Genomic DNA, 18,433 nt, shown 5'->3' with positions numbered 1-18,433 from the left:
GGGAAGGATGGACGCCGGTCACTGGATCTGCCTCCAGGACTGGCGGCCACAGGGGTATGGCAGGTACATCGGATCAGCACCGGCCACCGAGATCTGCATCAGGCACGCCTCACCGGGCGGCTGCGGCGGCGGATTGCCGGGAGTGCTGTCCGGCGGCGCCAAGCGCGGCACCACCGACGTCGTCACGTCCCTCACCGGCGCGTTGCCGCCCGTGTTGAGAGCAACGCCGGCCGTACCCGCCCCCGGCGATCGGCCGTCGGGGGCTCCGAAGCGCACCTGCGACATCGCGGCCTGGCCGGTGCTGGCCTGCAGGCCGAGCAGCCAGTTCGCACCGTCCACCGAGCAACCCTGAGCGTCGGACGGAATATAGGTCGGGAAGAACACCACGCCGGACACGATCCTCGGATTACCGACCGCACGCTCCTTGTTGGCCAGCACCACGGTCCAGCCGCGGCTGACCGTAGGCACGGTCCCGCCACGCAATGTCCGCACGCCGGAACCAATCTCGGCCGTATACGAGCTCAGGTTTGCCGAGGTCAGCGTCGTCGTCGGCTGGCCCGCTGCGGTGTCGTTGATACCGTACAACGCCTGCACCGCCGTATCGTTCTCGTCACCGTAGTAGGAGAAGCTGCCGGTGCCGAAGATCAGCATCACGCCACCGGACGGCCCGGTGGTCACCGTCATGCCACCGGTGATCGGCTGGCGGTAGGTCCGGCGGTCGGCGGGATCGACATGGGTATTGGTGGTGAACAACGGTACGGTTGGCGCGGTAGTCCCGCGCAGGTCGAACTTCCAGATAACGCCACGCTTGTCGGCGCCATAGACCGTATCGGCCAGGCCATCGCGCACCCGCGCGTTCTGCCCGGTTCCACCCCAGCGATCAACCACCACGATGTTGCCCAGCCCGTTGCTGCCCGACGGCAGGTTGGTACCCGACTCGATCGCCTCGATCATGCGGATGGTCGGCGTGCGGCCTGCCACCATGTCAACCACGAACAGTACCGCCTTGCCACTCCTACTCTCGTAGCCGTTACCGAAGATCGCCTTGAAGCCCACCGAACCGTCGGCGTTCTTCACCGGCACGATCACCGGCTTGCCCAGCACATGGCCGATGTTGGCGCGCACAGCATCGTCAAGCGAAGCGTCGAGGTCACTGATCTCCCACAGCAGGGAGCCGGTGGCGCCGAAGTTGCCCGGATCGGACACATTCAGCGCGAACACACTGCGGCCGCCGGCACCGGCCGTGCCCACCAGTGACGTGGTCCACCCGTTGCTGCCGTAGGTGTCGCTGATCGTCACCGGGCCATCGACGTAGTAACGGTGCTGGAAACGCTGGGCGTTCTGGTTGGTGGGGTCGTTAGGCAGCAACAGGTTGCCCATGTGGCCCAACGCGGTCGAGGGAATGTAGGCGAACCGCTCCTTGCCACCGTCGGCGTCCATCTGGCCGTCGGCGCCCATGCCACCATCGAAGGCATGCAACATGCCGTCGTTGGCGCCGGCGTAGACCATGTAGCGGCGACCATTGCGCTTGGTGGTCATGTAGGCGGCGTAACTGCTGCCCATCGTGCCCGGAAGGCGGCCAAACCCATAGTCATCCAGAGGCGAACTCAGCACCGGGGTGGAGGTGATGATGTCGCCAAGTACCGTGCTGCGATCACGCAGCTTGCCGCCGTTGCGCTTCTCGCTGGAGGTTTCACCACGCAGGTAGGCCACGGCCGTGGCGGAATCGGTGGCTAGGCCAGCCAGCTCGGACGCGCTGCAGATCAGGATGCCCGGATACAGCGTCGACGACTTGGTGCACAGATTGGCCAGGCTGACATTGCTGCCGGTGAAGTCTTCCAGCGCGCCGTTGCGCCAGAACCGGATGCGGCGTGATGCAGGCGCCGGCATCTTCGCAGATGCTTCCCAGGCCTCTTCCGAAACGATCTTGCGGGTGGACGGCTCGACGCTCAGCTTGAAGGCGCGCAACTTGCTGTACCAGTCGGTGCCGTTGTTGGTGGCCTCGTAGAACGGCTCCACCGACAACGAGCCGACGCCGATGCGTGCGCCGGTCAGCGAACGCGAGCCGGACGGCGTGGCGCCCTGGGCGACGTTGCTGATGATACGGCGCATGGCTGCGGTGATTTCGGCCGGGCGCGTGGCGTTGACCATTTCGCCACGGGTGTCATAGACCGCGTTCCACAGCTCATCAACGGCCTCGGGCTTGAGGTCCTGCGTCGTCGTCGGGAAGTTGGGCTTGACGACGTACGGGTCCGGGCTGAGCACCCACGGGCGCAGTGGATCCGGCAGGTACCGGACGCCGAACTCCTTGCCCTGCGTGCCCAGCGTCACGCCGTAGAAATTCATGTGCAGGTGGGTCTTGCAATCCAGCGACGGATTTGGATTCGGCCCCTTGCACTCGGCCGGCACCGGCACGGAATTGGTCTCCTTGCCCGGCACGAGAGAACTGTTGTAGTACGGCGCTACGAGATCCTTCATCAGCGTCGTGTTGCCGGACTCATTGATATAGCCATCGGTGAACAGCATGCCCGCATTCTTCTGGCATGACAGGAGCACCGGCGCGTTCTGATCCGTGCGCTGGAATTGTTCGCCAAGGTACTGTGCGGCGGAACGATTGGGCGTACTGCTGCTGGCACGCATTTCGCCGATGATCTGGCTGAGCAGCTGCTGCTTCTCCGGCTCGTTGGTCATGTTGAACATGGTCACCGCGCGGCGGCCATTGATACGGAACCAGCCCACGCGCAGATTAGTCGTGTCGTACAGCGCATTCGTAGCCGCACCGATCAGCGCTTCGCGTCGCGTCCGGTACAGGCTGAACCAGTTGGCGAAGCTCTGCATGGCAGCGTTGTACTTCGCTTGATTGTTGCCGAAGTTCGCAAGCTTGATTTCGTACTTGTACAACGTACCCGGCCGGCCGCCCGGAGGATTTGCAACGGCAACAGGAGCCGCGGTGTACCCATATTCCGCCGGCAGCGTAGACGGATCTGCCAGGAAGAACGTAGCCGGATAGAAGCCGACGGCAGCATCGCAGCTTGAGCTGCTGATGGTAGTCTGGCGCGTCACGTTGTCGAACGAGCCTTCCTGCCGGACAGCCCCCCCGCTCAGGTTGCATCGCCCACGCTCAATACGGGTTCCGACCGGCAGCGTCATGCCGGAACGGAAGCGGAAGCGCCAGTTCGCGCCGGTCCGCCCGCCGGTGTCCATGCTGGTCAGCAGCGAGTCCACAGTCAGGTCCAGCGCGCCAGCGATCTTGTTCGGTGCATTGCCCGGACGCGGGTCCAGCGGCGCGCTGGACGCCCTGATGTCCAGATAGTTGGCAAGGGCTGTATCGGACAAGCCGGTCTTCCAGCCAGGATAGATCTCACGCGGGTCGTAGTAGGACGGGTTGACGTCCGGTGATCGGGCGAAACCGAAGCTGTCGAGCGGCGGGATGGCCGCCTGGTCGTCGCGTCCATAGCTGGGGAAGACGTACAGGTAGCGCTGCCCAGACCCATCGTAGCCGTTGACGGCACCCTGGTTGTAGAAGCCACTGCCATCCCAGCGGTACACGCCATCGCGCGTGTTGTTCAATGTTTCCCACAGCATCGAGCCGGAATCATCCAGCGCCATCAGGAAGGCCGGCGGCGTCTGCACCTGGATGTTCAGCGGCGCCTGCGCCAGCGTGCCCTGGGCCTGGGCCGCCATCAGGCTGTAGATGACATAGCCGCCCCCGAGCGCCAGTGCGGCGCCGCCTGCGGCCATGAAACGGAATTTGCGCGAAGCCATGGCCTGCGTCCTCAGAGTTTGAATACGGTATCGATGACCACCGACGACGAGCTCGCATCGGCATCGTCGGTCGCGAAGCCGGTGATCTGGTAGATCGGCGTGACGTCTTCCAGCGGACGGCCCATGTCGAGCGACGATTCGCCCATCACACAGCTGTCAATCTGGCGGACATTGACCGCAGGACGCGTCTGGTTGCGGCGGCTTTCGGCCCAGATGGCCGGATCGAAGCCGTCATCGCAGACCCGCGACAGAGTGCTGGACTGCACCAGGCTGTCGTTCCCCACATCCTGACGGTTGGCGATTTTCTCCACCGAGCGTTCGGCCGCACGCACCACGCCCTCCGAGTTCTGGAAGGCCCGGTTGGCGGCGCGGTAGTTCGCTGCCATCTTCTCCTGCATGCCGGCCACCTGCATGCCCGCAATGCCGAGCAGCGCCAGCAGGATGAGCATGATCAACGCGACATAGAGCACGGCGCCGCGCTGGGTGCGAGCGGAGGCGGGCCTGAACGAACGTGAGAAGGTCGTCATGATCAGTTCCCGAACAGGCGATTGCGCAGTGCAATCGAGACTTCATAGCTGGAGCGGTAGCGGCCGTCAGGCTTGTCACTGCTGGCAAAGCCAACGCCGAGTACCGACAGCGGGTTGGCCGGCGTGCTCGAAGACGACGGCGTCGGGCTGCGTGCCAGCAGCCCCACCTGCACCTGCCCCACCCGCAGCCACTGCGCGGCACCGGCAGCGTTAGCGTTGCTGCTGACGCCAGTCGCGGCGGCCAGGCGGGTGATGTTGCCGGCCGGCGGCGTGCCCAGGCTGATGTTGGCGGTACTGTCCAGGCCATACAGCAGCTGCAGGCTTTCGATGCCTTCCACAAGTTCTTCATTGACCGCATAGGCGCCAGCGCTGTTGGCGCGCGCACGACGCAGGCCCGGCTGACCGGTCTCCGGATTGATGCCGACGTAATAGACCATCGACTCGGCGCGATAGAGCATCGTCTGCCCGGTCGGCTGCGCGGCATAGCGCGACAGGTCCAGCGAGGGCGCGGTCACACGTGCCGCACTCAACGTACCGGCGAAGATGTCCGCATGGGCACAGTCGGCGATGCCGAACAAGGTCGGTGCCGCCACGCCCCCCGAGGTGAGCCTGGCCACCCGGGTGCTGTCCATGTCCAGTAGCGCATTGCCGCCGCTGGACGAAATGCCGGTCACCGGCACCCCCTCAGGGGCCAGGTAGCGCAGTACCAGCACATCGCTTCCGCCTGCCGGCGCAGGGCTGAGCCGGGTGATCGCTGCCGGCAACGCTGACGGTGCGGACCATGTCGCCCCGAGTGCGAGCCTCCCGCCCGGCGCGGTTCCCGGTGCATCGAAGCCCTGGATGGAAACGCTGAAATCAAGCGGGCTGCCATCGCCCGAGGATGCACCCAGATGCGATACCGGATCGCCTTGGTTCTTCACCACGTGGGCCTGGTCGTTCACGCAGCCCATGTGCCCGGCCATGCGGATGTCTCGCTCAAGGAAATCCAGCGCGAAACGGGCGTTCTCCTGCACGCGCGAGGCCCCCTCGGACAGTCGCGAGGCAGCCTGCGAGGCCATGAAGACCTGCACCACCCCCAGCATCAGCACCAGGCTGATTACCAGGGCGATCATCAGTTCCACCAGCGACAGGCCGGCCATGGTGGCACGTCGGTTCAGGCGCATGCTCACAGCTCCGTAGCCAATGCAAAGGTGGTGGCCTTGTCCGGGTCATCCGGATCCCAGCGCTGGTCGCCCCAGGTGATCGCCACATTGACCACGCCGCCATTGAAGGTGACATTGGCGCCTGCATCGTCGCCCAGCGCCTTCACCACCTGGCATTGCCAGCGCGCGATCTTCTTTTCAATGGAGACGTCGCCGGTATCGCTGGTGCACGCGGTGGCGGCGGTCTTGCTGCCTGCCGCGAACGACGCGCCGGTGTACCAGGCCGCCTGGAAGCGGTTGCTGCGCATCTGCTCGGTCAGGTCGTACGCAAGGTTGGTGGCCTGGGTTCGATAATTGGCGCTCTGCACGAATCGGACGTTCATGGTCTGCAAGAGAGCAAAACCCAGCAGGCCGAACGCCAACACGATGATGGCGATCAGTACTTCAAGCAGGGTGAAGCCCCCGGCCTGGCGCGCACGGAAGGTACGGGTGGTCATGGACAGGCTTCCTTGGTGCTGCGGATCTGCCCGGAGGCGTTCACCGTCAGTGTGCGCTTGTGCAGTGCGCCCTTGCTGCAGACGTCCGGCTCCAGCCGTACATCCTGCTCGGCGCTGGCGCGGCGACGGCCGCGCCCGTCAAAGGCGATCTCCGTGGCCGGCCCAGTGATCTTCAGCTTGGGATTGCCACTGACGAAGCGCAGGACGGTTTCACCTGCCGACAGCGCACCGTCGCCATTGGCATCGGCAAAGGCCAGCATGCCGCCCGACCAGCCACCATCACAGCTGGCACCGTCGCTGCTTCCACAGACGCCGCCACCGCGGTTGCTGCGGATCGCCTCGCTGCGGGCAAGACTGAGCAGGCCCAGGACCTCGTTGTTGGTCGAGCTCACCCGGCTCGAACGGATCGTGCTCTGGAAACTTGGAAAGGCGATCGCAGCCAGGATCGCCACCACGGCGATGGTGATCATCAGTTCAACCAGCGTGAAGCCGTTTTGCCGGCGCAAAGACATTGGACGCTCCCCAGCGTGTTGGTGGCCACGATGGGCCATCGCCCCGCCACCGGCAAGCGGCGGCAGGATGAACGGTCAATCCGGGGCGACGGGCGTCAAAGGCTTGACGACCCGCCCTTCCCTGCCAGTGCCGGCGCGATCCCCATCGCGCCGGCCCGGGTTCAGGCCAGCACCTGGTAGCAGGGCTGGTACTCGCCGGAGATCTTCATCCGGCGCTGTTCGACGAAAGCGCGCAGCAGCGCATCCAGCGCCTGCATCATGTCCGGGTCGCCGTGAATCTGGAACGGCCCGAACTGCTCGATGCGGCGCATGCCGTCTTCCTTCACGTTGCCGGCGACGATGCCCGAGAACGCGCGGCGCAGGTCGGCCGCCAGCGCGTGCGGGGCACGCCCGTGGTGCAGGTCCAACGCCGCCATCGCTTCGTGGGTGGGTACGAACGGCTGCTGGTACTCCCACGGAATCTCGATCGACCAGTTGAAGAAGAACGAGTCCTTCTGCGCCAGGCGGTGCTCGCGCACGCGCTTGATGCCAGTGGCCATCTTCTTCGCAACCGCCACCGGGTCGCCGATGATGATCTCGTAGCGCTCGGCAGCCGCATCGCCCAGGGTCAGGCGGATGAAGCGATCAATCTGCTCGAAGTACGGTGCCGCTACCGTCGGGCCGGTCAGGATCAGCGGGAACGGCAGGTCCTTGTTCTCCTCGCGCAGCAGGATGCCGAGCAGGTACAGGATCTCTTCGGCGGTACCGACGCCACCGGCGAACACGATGATGCCGTGGCCGATGCGGACGAAGGCCTCAAGGCGCTTCTCGATGTCCGGCATGATCACCAGGTGGTTGACGATCGGGTTCGGCGACTCGGCGGCGATGATGCCCGGCTCGGTCAGGCCGATGTAACGCGTCACGGTACGGCGCTGCTTGGCGTGGGCGATGGTGGCACCCTTCATCGGGCCCTTCATCGCACCCGGGCCACAGCCGGTGCAGATGTCCAGGCCGCGCAGGCCCAGTTCATAGCCCACCTGCTTGGTGTACAGGTATTCGTCGCGCGAGATCGAGTGTCCGCCCCAGCACACCACCAGGTTCGGATCACCCGGATTGAGGATGCGCGCGTTGCGCAGCAGGCCGAACACCGCGTTGGTGATGCCCTCGGATGACTCCAGCTCGGCCGCGTAGGCCGGGCCCATTTCGATGGCCATGTAGGCCAGGTCGCGCACGACGGCGAACAGCAGTTCGGCGACACCGCGGATGATCTCGCCGTCGACGAAGGCCATCGCCGGTGCGTTGACCAGATCGATGCGCACGCCGCGATCCTGCTGCGCTACCTGGATGTCGAAATCAGGGTAGAGATCGCGCGCGGCGCGCGGATCGTCCGAGGCGCTGCCGCTGGTCAGCACGGCCAGCGCGCAGCGGCGCAGCAGCTCATGCATGCCGCCGGCGGAGGCATCGCGCAGGCGTGCCACCTCGGCCCGCGACAGCACATCCAGCCCACCGCGCGGGTAGATCCGGGCATCCTGCACCGGCAGTGCACGGGCCGATTTTTCGTTCGTGGTCATATCCAATTTTTCGCTTCCTTCAAGGTTTCCGACTGTACTGCCGCCCCCTTAAAAAGCAAAACGGCCGGGAAGCCCGACCGTTGGATGTGTGCCGCCCGCGTCCGCCATTCCGGGACCGCATCGGCGGCGTTGGCACCGCGCACATTTCTGGATGCTACGCCGTTGCCCCACGCCCTGCAAGGACTTTCGCCTGAACGGAAAACGGCCGGGTTTCCCCGGCCGTTTCCACTTACCACTTCAAGCGCTGATGGATCAGAACTTGTACTTCAGGGTCAGCTGCATCGACCAACGCGACACGGCGGTGTTGCCCTTGTCGTTGTTGTTTTCCTGCACCGACGGGTTGTCGGTCGAACCAGTGAAGGAGTACACGTACTTGCCGGTGGCCGGATCGATACCTGCGTAGTTGGCAACGCGACGGGTCGAGTAGAAGCCGTAGTCGTCGATCAGGCCCCACTTCTTGTTCAGCAGGTTGCCGACATTCATGATGTCCAGAGCGACTTCACCCTTGTGCCCCTTCATGAAGCCCGGGAATTCCTGGCTGACGCGGACGTCGAAGCTGTTGACCCACGAGGCGCGGTGGCGGTTGGCCGGGACCACGCTGCCACGGTAGGCATCGAGTTCCGGGTTCTGCGCCAGCCAGTCGAAGAACTGCTTCTCCATCGCGGCACCGCCGGTGAACAGCACGTCGCCCGGACCCTTCGGCACGTAGAACAGGTCGTTGGTGGTAGCACCGTCGCCGTTGGCATCGTTGTAGAAGATGTAGCTGTACGGACGGCCCGAACGGCCTTCGTAGAACAGGCCGACGCGGGTAGCGTTGTCACCGAAGAAGTTGTGCTTCCACTCCAGGGTGCCGGTGACGCGGTCCTTCATCGCATAACGCGAGTTGTAGGCCACGTTCTCGTTGGCATTGAAGATCAGCGTGTTGTTCCAGTTCGAGGTGTTCTGCGAGCTGGACAGCGGGCTGACTTCGGTGGACTTGGTGTAGGTGTAACCCAGCGACCAGCCCCAGTTCTCGGTCAACGGCTTGGCCAGCGAGAAGGTGGCCTGGGTGCCGCGGCCCTTGTCGGTGTTGCGCAGGACCAGAACGTCGCCGATGTCCTTCGGACGGTTGAAACGATCAACTGCATTTTTGGTACCGGTGGAGATGCCGTAGTCGACACCCTTATCGATGCGAGTGTTCGCCGAGTTGCGTCCAGCATCGTTCCAGTAGATCGCGCGGCCGTCCTGACCGAAGGCGGTCGGCGCCGACACGTCCAGGCGGTCGAAGTAGATGCCGTCCTTGACCTTGGTGAACAGCACTTCGGCCGACGCCACGATGCCGTACCACGGCAGCTCATGGTCGAACGCCAGGTTGGCCTTCCACACCGACGGCAGGCGGGTGCCCGGCGCGATGATGTCAACGTTCTGACGGGCCGAAGCCGGGCCACCGGCCGGGATGTACGGGTTGTTGCCGTCCGGGGTGAAGGCACCGGCCGGGATGCTGCGCTCGTCGTACTCGATGTAGTTCAGGCCGGTGTTCTGGTAGGCACCTGCCAGCCACACGTTCGGGGCGGCGCCGCCGAACAGGCCCACGCCACCGCGCAGCTGGGTCGGGCGATCGCTGTCGAAGGTGTAGTTGAAGCCGACGCGCGGCTGCACCAGGTTCTTGTCGACCAGCTTGGTGTTGTTGAAGCCGTACAGCTGCTCGATGCGCGGGTTGTACAGGCGCTGGGTGCTGAAGTCAGGCATGTCGATGCGCACGCCGAACATCAGGTTCAGGTTGTAGTTGATCGCCCAGGTGTCCTGCACGAACACGCCGGTGTTCTTCAGGGTGAAGTCGGCCGGGATGTCGCTGCGGCTGCCATCGGCGCGCGGAGCACGCAGCTGGTAGCGCGAAGCCTTGCCCGCCAGGAAATCGTTGACGCTGTTGAATTCGTACACGCCGTTGAGGTTGCGGCCGTAGAAGTTCATCAGGTCATTCTTCGAGTAATCGAAGCCGAACTTGACGGTGTGGTCACCGATGTACCAGGTACCGGCACCAAAGGCGCTCAGTTCCTTCGACTCGACGATGTTGACGTGGGTGTTCTGTTCGGTACCGACGTACAGCGAATCGTTGCCCGACTTGATGCGGATCTGCGGCATGTCGACCAGCGGGACGCGGTTGGCCGAGTAATCCTTGTGCGAGACCTTGAACTCGGTCGAGAAGTTCTCGGACCAGTCACTGAACAGTTCGCCCATCCAGGTTTCGTACTGGGTCGGCTGCTGGTACCAGAAGTTGCTCAGCGAGATGGCGCTGCTGCTGACCTGCGGGAAGCGAACGACGTTCTGCTCCATCTTGTTGTAGCGCAGGGCCGCACGGTGGTTCTCGTTGATGTTCCAGTCCAGCTTGACCGCATACTCTTCGATCTCGGTCTTGCTGTTCGGCGCCGTCAGGCTGCCCGGGTCGTAGCCCAGCTTGCCCAGGAAGTTCTGGACGTCGGTGATCTGCTGCTGGGTGATGGTGCCACGGCCGATCGGCGTGTCGCTCAGGGCGACGCCGGCAGCCGAGCGCTCGTACTTTTCATAGTTGGTGAAGAAGAACAGCTTGTCCTTGACGATCGGGCCGCCGAAGGTCATGCCGTAGGTCTTCTCGTCCTCGAAGCCGTTGAAGTCCTGCTTGTCACCTTCCAGGCGCGAGCGGACCATGTCCTTGTCGCGGTACGAACCGTACACGGTGCCGTGGAATTCATTGGTACCCGACTTGGTCACGGCGTTGATCACCGCGCCGGTGCCACCGGCGATGGTGGTGTCGTAGTTGGCCAGGTCGATATTGATTTCCTGGATGGCGTCCATCGACACCGGCTGACGCTCGGTCGGCAGGTTGTTGGAACCCAGGCCGAACGGATCGGAGGCGCTGATGCCGTCGATGCGGATGGCGTTGTAACGGGTGTTCTGGCCGCCAGCCGAGATCGCGCCGTCCGCCTTGCTGACCTGCGAGATGCGCGGGTCGAGACGGACGTAGTCCTGGATGTTGCGGCTGGCCGACGGCAGCGCATCCATCGTTTCGCGGGTCACGTTGGTGCCGGTGCCCATCTTGTTGGCACTGAACAGGTCCAGGCCGCCGGCGGTGGCAACAACGTTCACCGCGTCCAGGTTGGTCGCAGCCAGATCACCGCCCAGGTTGGCGTTGACGGTGTTGACCTGGTTCAGGTTCAGGTAGACACCTTCCTCGGTCTTGGTGCCTTCACCGGACTTGGTGATGGTGATGGTGTACGGACCACCCACGCGCAGGCCGCGCGCGTTGTATCGGCCCGACGCATCGGTGGTGGCACGCGAAACAGTGCCCGACTCGGTGTGCGTGATGGTGACTTCAGCGCCGGCGACAGGCTGGCCTGCAGCGGACATCACCTGGCCGCCGACACCGGCGGAGGTGCTGCTCTGGGCGAAGGCGGGAGCGGCAGCAAGTGCAGCCACGAGACCAAGGGTAAGCTTGGACATCCGGAGTGGGTGGGTCATTTTTCGGTAGCCTCGATGCGAGTTGGCGATGGCGGAAAAAAAGCGCATCCAAGCAGCCCTGCGGGTGGCTGATCGGAGAGTTATCTGGGGTTCCCTACCGCTCGGCTGAAGGCAGCCCTAACGGTTAACACTAGATTAACACGCTACGCCATCGATGTGACGGTTGTGCGACAAACGGCACCGGTTCGCAACGCAATCGTGACGGGTTCTTCACTCCGTCTTCCCACGGGGCTCACCTTTCCCGAGGCGTCTCACTGGCATCGAGAATCTGCCCGCGCCAGGCGCTCCCAGCGGCGGACAGCAGGGTCACCGCAGCGGCCGCCGCGGCTTCCGGGCCTTGCGCAGCCGGGTCCTGGTCCACGGAATAGGCGCGGGCCCGAAGCGCCGTGCGCAGGGGGCCGGGGTACAGGCCGCTGACCCGGATGGGACTGCGGCGCAGTTCATCGTGCAGGCTGGCGATCAGGCCACGCAGGCCGTGCTGGGCCACGCCATACCCCCCCCAGTAGGCCTGTCCGACCCGTTCGGGAGCATCGACCGCGAACACCAGAGCGGCATCCTCGCGTTGCCGCAGCAGCGGCAGGCAGGCCTGGGCCAGCCAGGCCGGCGCGGTCAGGGTGACATGGACCGCACGGGCGAAACTGGCCGGGTCAGCCAGTTCAAACGGAGTCAGCCCGGGGAAATGCGCGGCGCAGACGAGTAGTCCATCCAGCCGCCCCAGCTCGCGCTGCAGGGCCTGGGCCAGTTCGGCATAGTCATCGGGGCTGGCGCCTTCCAGGTCCAACGGGTACAGAAGCGGTTCCGGACCGACCGCCTGGACCTGGGCATAGACCCGGTCCAGCCGGCGCGGCTTGCGTCCCAGCAGGACCACGGTGGCACCGGCTGCGGCTGCGGCGACCGCCGCGGCACTGCCCAGCCCTCCCCCGGCGCCGGCGACCAGTACGACGCGATCCTGCAACGGGCGGCCATCGATCGCCCCGTCAGTCGGTGACGTCGACGGCCAGGCACTCATCCCTGGGTCGCCTCTTCGACGATGCGCTTGAGCTCGCCGGATTCAAACAGTTCCATGACGATGTCGCAGCCGCCGATCAACTCACCGTTGATGAACAGCTGCGGGAAGGTCGGCAGATTGGAAAAGCGCGGCAGGTTCGCGCGGATCTCCGGCTCTTCGAGCACGTTGACAGTGCGCAGGGTGACGGCGCCGGCTGCCATCAACGCCTGCACGGCGCGACTGGAAAAGCCGCACATCGGGTATTGCGGGGTGCCCTTCATGAACAGCACGAGCGGGTAACGATCGACCTCGGCCTGGATTTGCTGCATTACCGCCACAACCACACTCCTTGCTTCGCCGGACAAACCGACCGTGATGGTCGGCTAGACTGCCCACGGTAGCCGCCATTGTAAGCAGATGGAACAGGCTACCGCCGTCCCCTGGCCACGAACCTGTCCATGCCCGTCGAATTGCCTGCCCTGCCCTACCTCCCCGGCTCCCTGCAGCCCCACCTGTCCGCGCAGACCGTTGAGTTGCATCACGGCCGCCACCACCGCGCCTACGTTGACGCGGTCAACGCCGGCACTCTCGGCACCGAGTGGGAGGAGGCGTCACTGGAAGAGATCGTGCGCCATGCCCAGGGCACGCTGTTCGATGCGGCCGCCCAGGCCTGGAACCACGGCTTCTATTGGCAGTGCCTGCGCCCGCGCGGCGGCGGCGAGCCGCAGGGCCGGCTGGGCGAGCTGGTCAAGCGCCAGTTCGGTGATGCGCAGCGCCTGCGTGAGGAATTCAACCGCACCGCGCTGGGCCTGTTCGGCTCGGGCTGGGTGTGGCTGGTGCAGCACCCCGGTGGCCAGCTCGGCATCCAGGCCACCCGCAACGCCGGCACGCCACTGACCGGCGAAAGCACCCCGCTGCTGTGCTGCGATGTCTGGGAGCACGCCTACTACACCGATTACCAGAATGATCGCGCGCGTTACCTGGATGCCTTCTGGCAGATGGTCAACTGGGAATTCGCAGAAAGCCAGCTGCGCTGAGGCAGCGGCTCGGTCACGGGGTAGTGCCGGCCGCTGGCCGGCGACCCACTGGATGTACAAGGATGCCGGGGTTGCCGGCCAGCGGCCGGCACTACCGAAATGCAGAGCGGAGCGTCACGCGTTCTCGTGCGCAGCCACCGCGTCCATCACCCGCGCCGAGTACACCAGCGCCGCGCCGGCATTGAGCGACACCGCCACGCCCAGTGCTTCGGCGATTTCCTCGCGACTGGCGCCCTGCTTCAGCGCAGCGTCCACGTGCACGGTGATGCAGCCGTCGCAGCGGGTGGTCACCGCCACCGCCAATGCGATCAGCTCACGGGTCTTGGCATCCAGGTGGTTGGTCTGGGCACCGGCATTGGCCAGGGTGGCGTAGCCCTTGACCGTGTCCGGCGAGAGCTTGCCGATCTCGCCGATGCGGCCCTTCAGTTCCTTGCGGTAGGCATTCCAGTCAAGCATGGTCGTGACTCCTGTGAAAGGAGCTCCACGCTACCACCGGCAATAGTGCGCCGATGCCTGCACCGGCGCGCCACACCGTTGCAGGCATACAGGGTTGTGCCGGCCATTGGCCGGCACGCCCGGGCTCAGCGGTTGCGCAGCGCGTGCACTGCCGGCGCCACCTGGGCCTGGCGGTCCAGCTCCAGGCCGACCTGGTCCAGCGCATCGGCCAATGCAGCGGCATCATCGTCGCGCAACGTGGCGTGGCCGACCTTGCGACCTTCGCGCGGCTCCTTGCCGTAATCGTGCCAATGGCCACTGGCCTGACCCAGCACCGGCGCCGGATCGGGCATCGCGCCCAGCCAGTTCAGCATGCAGGCATGGCCGAGCATGCGGGTGCTGCCCAGTGGCAGGCCCAGCACGGCACGCAGGTGGTTCTCGAACTGCGAGGTCTCGCTGCCTTCGATGGTCCAGTGCCCGGAGTTGTGCACGCGCGGTGCCATCTCGTTGGCCAGCAGTTCGCCGTCGCGACAGAACAGCTCCAGTGCGAACACGCCCACATACTGCAGGTGCTCGGCGACGCGGCGGGCATAGCCGATCGCTGCCTGCCGCTCGGCGTCGGACAGCACCGCTGGTGCCACGCTGGCCGACAGCACGCCGTCGACATGCCAGTTGCCGGTGACCGGCCAGGCTTCGAAGCTGCCATCGCGGCCACGCACGGCCACCACGCTGACCTCGCGTTGGAAGGCCACGAAGCCCTCCAGGATCAGTCCGGTGCGCTCCACCTGGGCACCGAGCGCATCCCATGCGGCGTCGATGTCGGCTTCGCTGCGCAGGCGGAACTGACCCTTGCCGTCGTAGCCGAGGCGGCGGGTCTTGAGGATGCACGGCAGGCCGAACTCAGCCGCCTTCGCCGCCAGCTCGTCGCGGTTACGGATGTCGGCGAAGGCCGGCAGCGGAATACCCAGCTGCTGGAACAGGGTCTTCTCGCTCAACCGGTCCTGGGCCACCGCCAGCGCGGCCGGCGGCGGATAGACCGGCACGCGGTCGGCCAGGAACTGTGCACTGTCGGCAGGTACGTTCTCGAAATCGAAGGTGACCACATCGACCTTGGCGGCGAAGTCCGCCAGGGCCTGGCGGTCATCGAAGGCGCCCACGGTGAGCGGCGCCAGCGGGCCGCTGCAGGCGTCGGCGGCCGGGTCGTACAGTTCGAAGCGAAGCCCCAGCGGCGCACCGGCCAGGACCATCATGCGGGCGAGCTGGCCGCCGCCCAGGATGCCGACGGTCAGGCTCATTGGCGCGGATCGTCGTGGGCCATCACGTCTTCGGTCTGGCGTGCACGGAAGGCATCGAGCGCCTGGCCGATCGCCGGCTGGTCGCTGGCCAGCATCGCCGCCGCGAACAGCGCGGCGTTGGAGGCGCCGGCGTTGCCGATGGCGAAGGTGGCGACCGGGATGCCGGCCGGCATCTGCACGATCGACAGCAGGGAATCCATGCCGTTGAGGGCTTTGGACTGCACCGGCACACCCAGCACCGGTACGGCGGTCTTGGCCGCGATCATGCCTGGCAGGTGCGCGGCCCCGCCGGCACCGGCGATGATCGCGCGCAGGCCACGCGGGCCCGCCTGCTCGGCGTAACTGAACAACACATCCGGCGTCCGATGCGCGGACACCACCTTCACTTCGAACGGAACACCCAGGGCTTCAAGCTTCTGGGCGGCGTGCTGCATGGTTTCCCAGTCGGAACGGGAACCCATGACGATGCCGACAAGCGGCGCGATCGGGTTGGGGGTCATTGGCCGTCACCTGCCTTAAAGACGTATTCTAGCCGTCTTCCACGCAAGACGAAGAACCATGGATCGCAAGCTGCTCGACCTGCTGGTGTCCCCGGACACCCGCCAGCCCCTGTCCCTGCTGGATGGCAAGGGCCTGGAAGCCCTCAACAAGGCCATTTCCGCCGGTACGTTGACCAAGGCCGATGGCAACCCGCTGGCGCAGCCGCTGCGCGAGGCGCTGGTCACCCGTGACCGCAAGCAGGTGTTCCGCGTCGACGACGGCATCCCGGTGCTGCTGGCCGAGGAAGCCATTCCGACCGCCCAGATCGCCGACTTCCCGACCGCATGAGCACGCTGCCGACGCCGGATGCGGCCGTTGTCGCCGCCGATGTCGCGCGCGCGCTGGCCGAGGACCTGGGCAGCGGTGACGTCACCGCCGCCCTGCTCCCCGACCAGGCCGACAGCGCCTACCTGCTGTGCAAGCAGGATGCGGTGATCGCCGGGCGCCCCTGGTTCGACGCCACCCATCGCGCGCTCGACCCTGAAGTGCGCATTGAATGGCACATCGCCGAAGGCGATGCCGTCACCGCCGGCACCGTGCTGGCCCTGCTGCACGGGCGCAGCCGCAGCCTGGTCAGTGCCGAGCGCACATCGCTGAACTTCCTGCAGACGCTGTCCGGCACCGCGACCACCACTGCCCGCTACGTGGCTGCGGTGGCCGGTACCGGTACCCGCATCCTCGACACCCGCAAGACCCTGCCCGGCCTGCGCCTGGCACAGAAGTACGCGGTGCGCTGCGGCGGCGGCGAGAACCATCGCTTCGGCCTGTACGACACGGTGATGCTGAAGGAGAACCACATCCGTGCTGCCGGTTCGCTGGCCGCGGCGGTGGCCGCCGCACGCCGGCAGTGGCCTGCGCTGCCACTGGTGGTCGAGGTCGAAGACCTGGCACAGCTGCGCCAGGCGCTCGAAGCCGGTTGCGAACGCATCCTGCTGGATGACTTCAGTCCCGACCTGCGCCGCGAGGCGGTGCGCATCACGGCCGGGCGCATTCCGCTGGAAGTCTCCGGCAGCGTCGGCCTGGGCGGCCTGCGTTCGATCGCCGAGGATGGCGTCGATTGCATCTCCATCGGCGGGCTGACCAAGCATGTGCAGGCCATCGATCTGTCGTTGAAGCTGGGCCCGCCGCCGGCTTGAGGCCTACGCGACCTTGTGGAGCCGAGCGTAGGCTCGCCTCTACACGACCCGGGCGCCTTCACGGCTCGGCTACGCCAGCCTCTGCGACGCTGCGGGCATCCCCCCCACAGGAGCCGCGCATGCGCCGGATGCTCTTGCCTGCCTGTCTGCTGCTCGCGGCAGCCCCCTTGTCCGCCGCAGCCGCTGAAGCCTGCGATGTCCCTCCCCGCTTCGGCCTGAGCCCATTGGCGGTGGCCATCCGCAATACCGCCTGCAATGAACACCGGCTCTGGTTCCGGCCCTTCATCGATCGCGATGGCCGCGCGGCGAGTCTGAGTGTCACCGAGGCCGAGAACGAACACCTGGCCGACAACGGGCTGATTGCCTGGCAGCGCGTGGCCGGCTACTGGCGCAACAGCGGCACGCTCAACGCGATGGGCAGCATCGCCGGTGCCAGCAGCTGCGTGGCACCGCTGGGTACGCGCTACACCGACAGCGACTGCCGCGCCTTCCTGATCGACAATCCGTGGTCGGCCGCTTTCATTTCCTGGGTGATGGTGCAGGCCGGCGTTCCCGGCTTCAACACGTCGCCGCGCCACATCGACTACATCCGTGCCGCGTACCAGGGCGGCCCCTCGGGCGTGCCGTACCGGCTGGTCGATCCCGCGACCGCAAAGCCCGCACCGGGCGATCTGTTGTGCTTCCTGCGCGACCGCAGCACGACGCTCAGCTACAGCGGGCTGGTGCAGGCGCTGGGCAACGGTTCGGTAGGCCACTGGAAATCGCATTGCGAAGTGGTGGTGGCTGCCAACCTGGGGGGCGACCAGACCCTGTACCTGGTCGGTGGCAACGTGATGAACACCGTGGCAATGCGCCTGCTGCCGCTGGACCGTACCGGATTGATCAAGCTGCCCCCGGCACGCGAACGCAACAGCACCGGCATCGAACCCAGCTGCACGCCGGGCCGCGAGGACGAATGCAGCTTCAACCGCCAGGACTGGGCGGCCCTGCTGCAGTTGACCGCGACCGCGCCATTGGTGATGCCGTCACCCTCCGCAGCGCCGATGCAGGCCGTACCGGCCAACGCGCCCGCAGCACCGATGACGGGCCAGCCACCGCCGAGCCGGTGATACCCGTGCTTGATCCAGCGCGCGTTCGCCGCCATCTTTGCCGGATCGACCTCTGACGGCTGACGCCATGCCTACCCTGCTGCTGTTGCTGATTGCCGGCGGAATCATCTACTTCTTCTGGAACGCCGCACGCTCGGCCGCCGAGCGCGCGGTCGAGCTGGGACGCAATGCCTGCCGCGCCGCCGACGTGCAGTGGCTGGACCAGGCGGTGCACGCCACCGGCCTGCGACTGTCGCGTGGCGAGGATGGCCGGCTCGGTTTCGAGCGCACCTTCAAGTTCGAGTATTCCTACGATGGCATCGATCGCCACGTGGGCCGCATGGTGCTGCGTGGCGACCAGCTGATTTCGTTCACCGGCCCCGGTGCCGCGCGGATCAGCCAGATCCGGCCGGATGCGGAGGATGCCGAGGATGCCTAGGGTTTGAA

At 65.9% G+C, this 18,433-nt stretch carries 17 protein-coding genes; 5 read left to right on the top strand and 12 right to left on the bottom strand.

The genetic code is table 11. From position 1 onward, the window contains the following. Positions 1-18: 18 nt before the first annotated feature. From ACUDTM_RS19535 to grxD, 9 genes are all read right to left on the bottom strand, one after another. Positions 19-3,765 (bottom strand): pilus assembly protein, encoded by a 3,747-nt coding sequence (locus ACUDTM_RS19535; protein ID WP_072166744.1) that lies wholly within the window; start codon positions 3,763-3,765, stop codon positions 19-21. Positions 3,766-3,776: 11 nt separating this feature from the next. Beyond that, entirely contained in the window at positions 3,777-4,292 is a 516-nt protein-coding gene (locus tag ACUDTM_RS19530; protein ID WP_072166745.1) for a pilus assembly PilX family protein, read from the bottom strand. Between the two features lie 2 nt (positions 4,293-4,294). After that, positions 4,295-5,455, bottom strand: coding sequence for a PilW family protein (locus tag ACUDTM_RS19525; RefSeq protein WP_061478492.1), 1,161 nt, complete (start codon positions 5,453-5,455; stop codon positions 4,295-4,297). A 2-nt stretch (positions 5,456-5,457) separates the two neighbouring features. After that, positions 5,458-5,931, bottom strand: coding sequence for a type IV pilus modification protein PilV (gene pilV / locus ACUDTM_RS19520; protein WP_061478493.1), 474 nt, complete (start codon positions 5,929-5,931; stop codon positions 5,458-5,460). After that, the gene (locus ACUDTM_RS19515) at positions 5,928-6,443 is read right to left on the bottom strand and encodes a GspH/FimT family pseudopilin (RefSeq protein WP_061478494.1); all 516 of its coding nucleotides are present in this window, start codon (positions 6,441-6,443) and stop codon (positions 5,928-5,930) included. Before ACUDTM_RS19515 ends, pilV begins: the two co-directional genes overlap by 4 nt. Positions 6,444-6,604: 161 nt before the next feature. After that, entirely contained in the window at positions 6,605-7,993 is a 1,389-nt protein-coding gene (ppnN, locus tag ACUDTM_RS19510; protein WP_019659018.1) for a nucleotide 5'-monophosphate nucleosidase PpnN, read from the bottom strand. Between the two features lie 252 nt (positions 7,994-8,245). Then, complete coding sequence (locus tag ACUDTM_RS19505; RefSeq protein ID WP_154350506.1) at positions 8,246-11,467, bottom strand: TonB-dependent receptor; 3,222 nt, start codon at positions 11,465-11,467, stop codon at positions 8,246-8,248. A 232-nt stretch (positions 11,468-11,699) separates the two neighbouring features. Next, a complete protein-coding gene (locus ACUDTM_RS19500) occupies positions 11,700-12,476 on the bottom strand; it encodes an SDR family NAD(P)-dependent oxidoreductase (protein WP_423172837.1) in 777 nt (258 codons plus the stop codon). Next, positions 12,473-12,793 (bottom strand): Grx4 family monothiol glutaredoxin, encoded by a 321-nt coding sequence (gene grxD / locus ACUDTM_RS19495; protein WP_005415957.1) that lies wholly within the window; start codon positions 12,791-12,793, stop codon positions 12,473-12,475. The genes ACUDTM_RS19500 and grxD overlap by 4 nt, the downstream gene beginning before the upstream one ends. A gap of 120 nt (positions 12,794-12,913) precedes the next feature. On the opposite strand from grxD, the gene ACUDTM_RS19490 reads away from it, so the two are divergent. Further along, positions 12,914-13,492, top strand: coding sequence for a superoxide dismutase (locus tag ACUDTM_RS19490; protein WP_032954072.1), 579 nt, complete (start codon positions 12,914-12,916; stop codon positions 13,490-13,492). 114 nt (positions 13,493-13,606) lie between these two features. Here ACUDTM_RS19490 and ACUDTM_RS19485 read toward each other — a convergent pair whose 3' ends face one another. The 3 genes from ACUDTM_RS19485 to purE all read right to left on the bottom strand — a co-directional run bounded on the left by ACUDTM_RS19485 (position 13,607) and on the right by purE (position 15,722). Beyond that, on the bottom strand, positions 13,607-13,948 hold the full coding sequence (locus ACUDTM_RS19485) for a carboxymuconolactone decarboxylase family protein (protein WP_088497714.1): 342 nt from the start codon (positions 13,946-13,948) through the stop codon (positions 13,607-13,609). Positions 13,949-14,073: 125 nt separating this feature from the next. Continuing rightward, the gene (locus ACUDTM_RS19480; protein WP_061478498.1) at positions 14,074-15,222 is read right to left on the bottom strand and encodes a 5-(carboxyamino)imidazole ribonucleotide synthase; all 1,149 of its coding nucleotides are present in this window, start codon (positions 15,220-15,222) and stop codon (positions 14,074-14,076) included. Then, positions 15,219-15,722 (bottom strand): 5-(carboxyamino)imidazole ribonucleotide mutase, encoded by a 504-nt coding sequence (gene purE / locus ACUDTM_RS19475; protein WP_005412808.1) that lies wholly within the window; start codon positions 15,720-15,722, stop codon positions 15,219-15,221. Before purE ends, ACUDTM_RS19480 begins: the two co-directional genes overlap by 4 nt. 58 nt (positions 15,723-15,780) lie before the next feature. Between purE and ACUDTM_RS19470 the strand changes: the two genes are divergently transcribed. The 4 genes from ACUDTM_RS19470 (at position 15,781) to ACUDTM_RS19455 (ending at position 18,425) form a co-directional block, all read left to right on the top strand. Continuing rightward, positions 15,781-16,050 (top strand): Trm112 family protein, encoded by a 270-nt coding sequence (locus ACUDTM_RS19470; protein WP_072166750.1) that lies wholly within the window; start codon positions 15,781-15,783, stop codon positions 16,048-16,050. Beyond that, positions 16,047-16,898: a carboxylating nicotinate-nucleotide diphosphorylase gene (gene nadC, locus ACUDTM_RS19465; RefSeq protein ID WP_353080194.1), complete on the top strand. Its 852-nt coding sequence runs from the start codon at positions 16,047-16,049 to the stop codon at positions 16,896-16,898. The genes ACUDTM_RS19470 and nadC overlap by 4 nt, the downstream gene beginning before the upstream one ends. 119 nt (positions 16,899-17,017) lie before the next feature. Further along, positions 17,018-18,007 carry a DUF2272 domain-containing protein gene (locus tag ACUDTM_RS19460; protein WP_353080193.1) on the top strand — a complete coding sequence of 330 codons (990 nt, stop codon included), beginning with the start codon at positions 17,018-17,020 and terminating at the stop codon, positions 18,005-18,007. A 67-nt stretch (positions 18,008-18,074) separates the two neighbouring features. Next, the gene (locus ACUDTM_RS19455) at positions 18,075-18,425 is read left to right on the top strand and encodes a DUF3301 domain-containing protein (protein WP_072166752.1); all 351 of its coding nucleotides are present in this window, start codon (positions 18,075-18,077) and stop codon (positions 18,423-18,425) included. Positions 18,426-18,433 lie beyond the last annotated feature (8 nt).

It is taken from the genome of Stenotrophomonas maltophilia group sp. vghtpe118 (assembly GCF_052605195.1).
The sequence above is the reverse complement of the archived record's forward strand: the minus strand, read 5'-3'. Positions and strand labels throughout refer to the sequence as shown.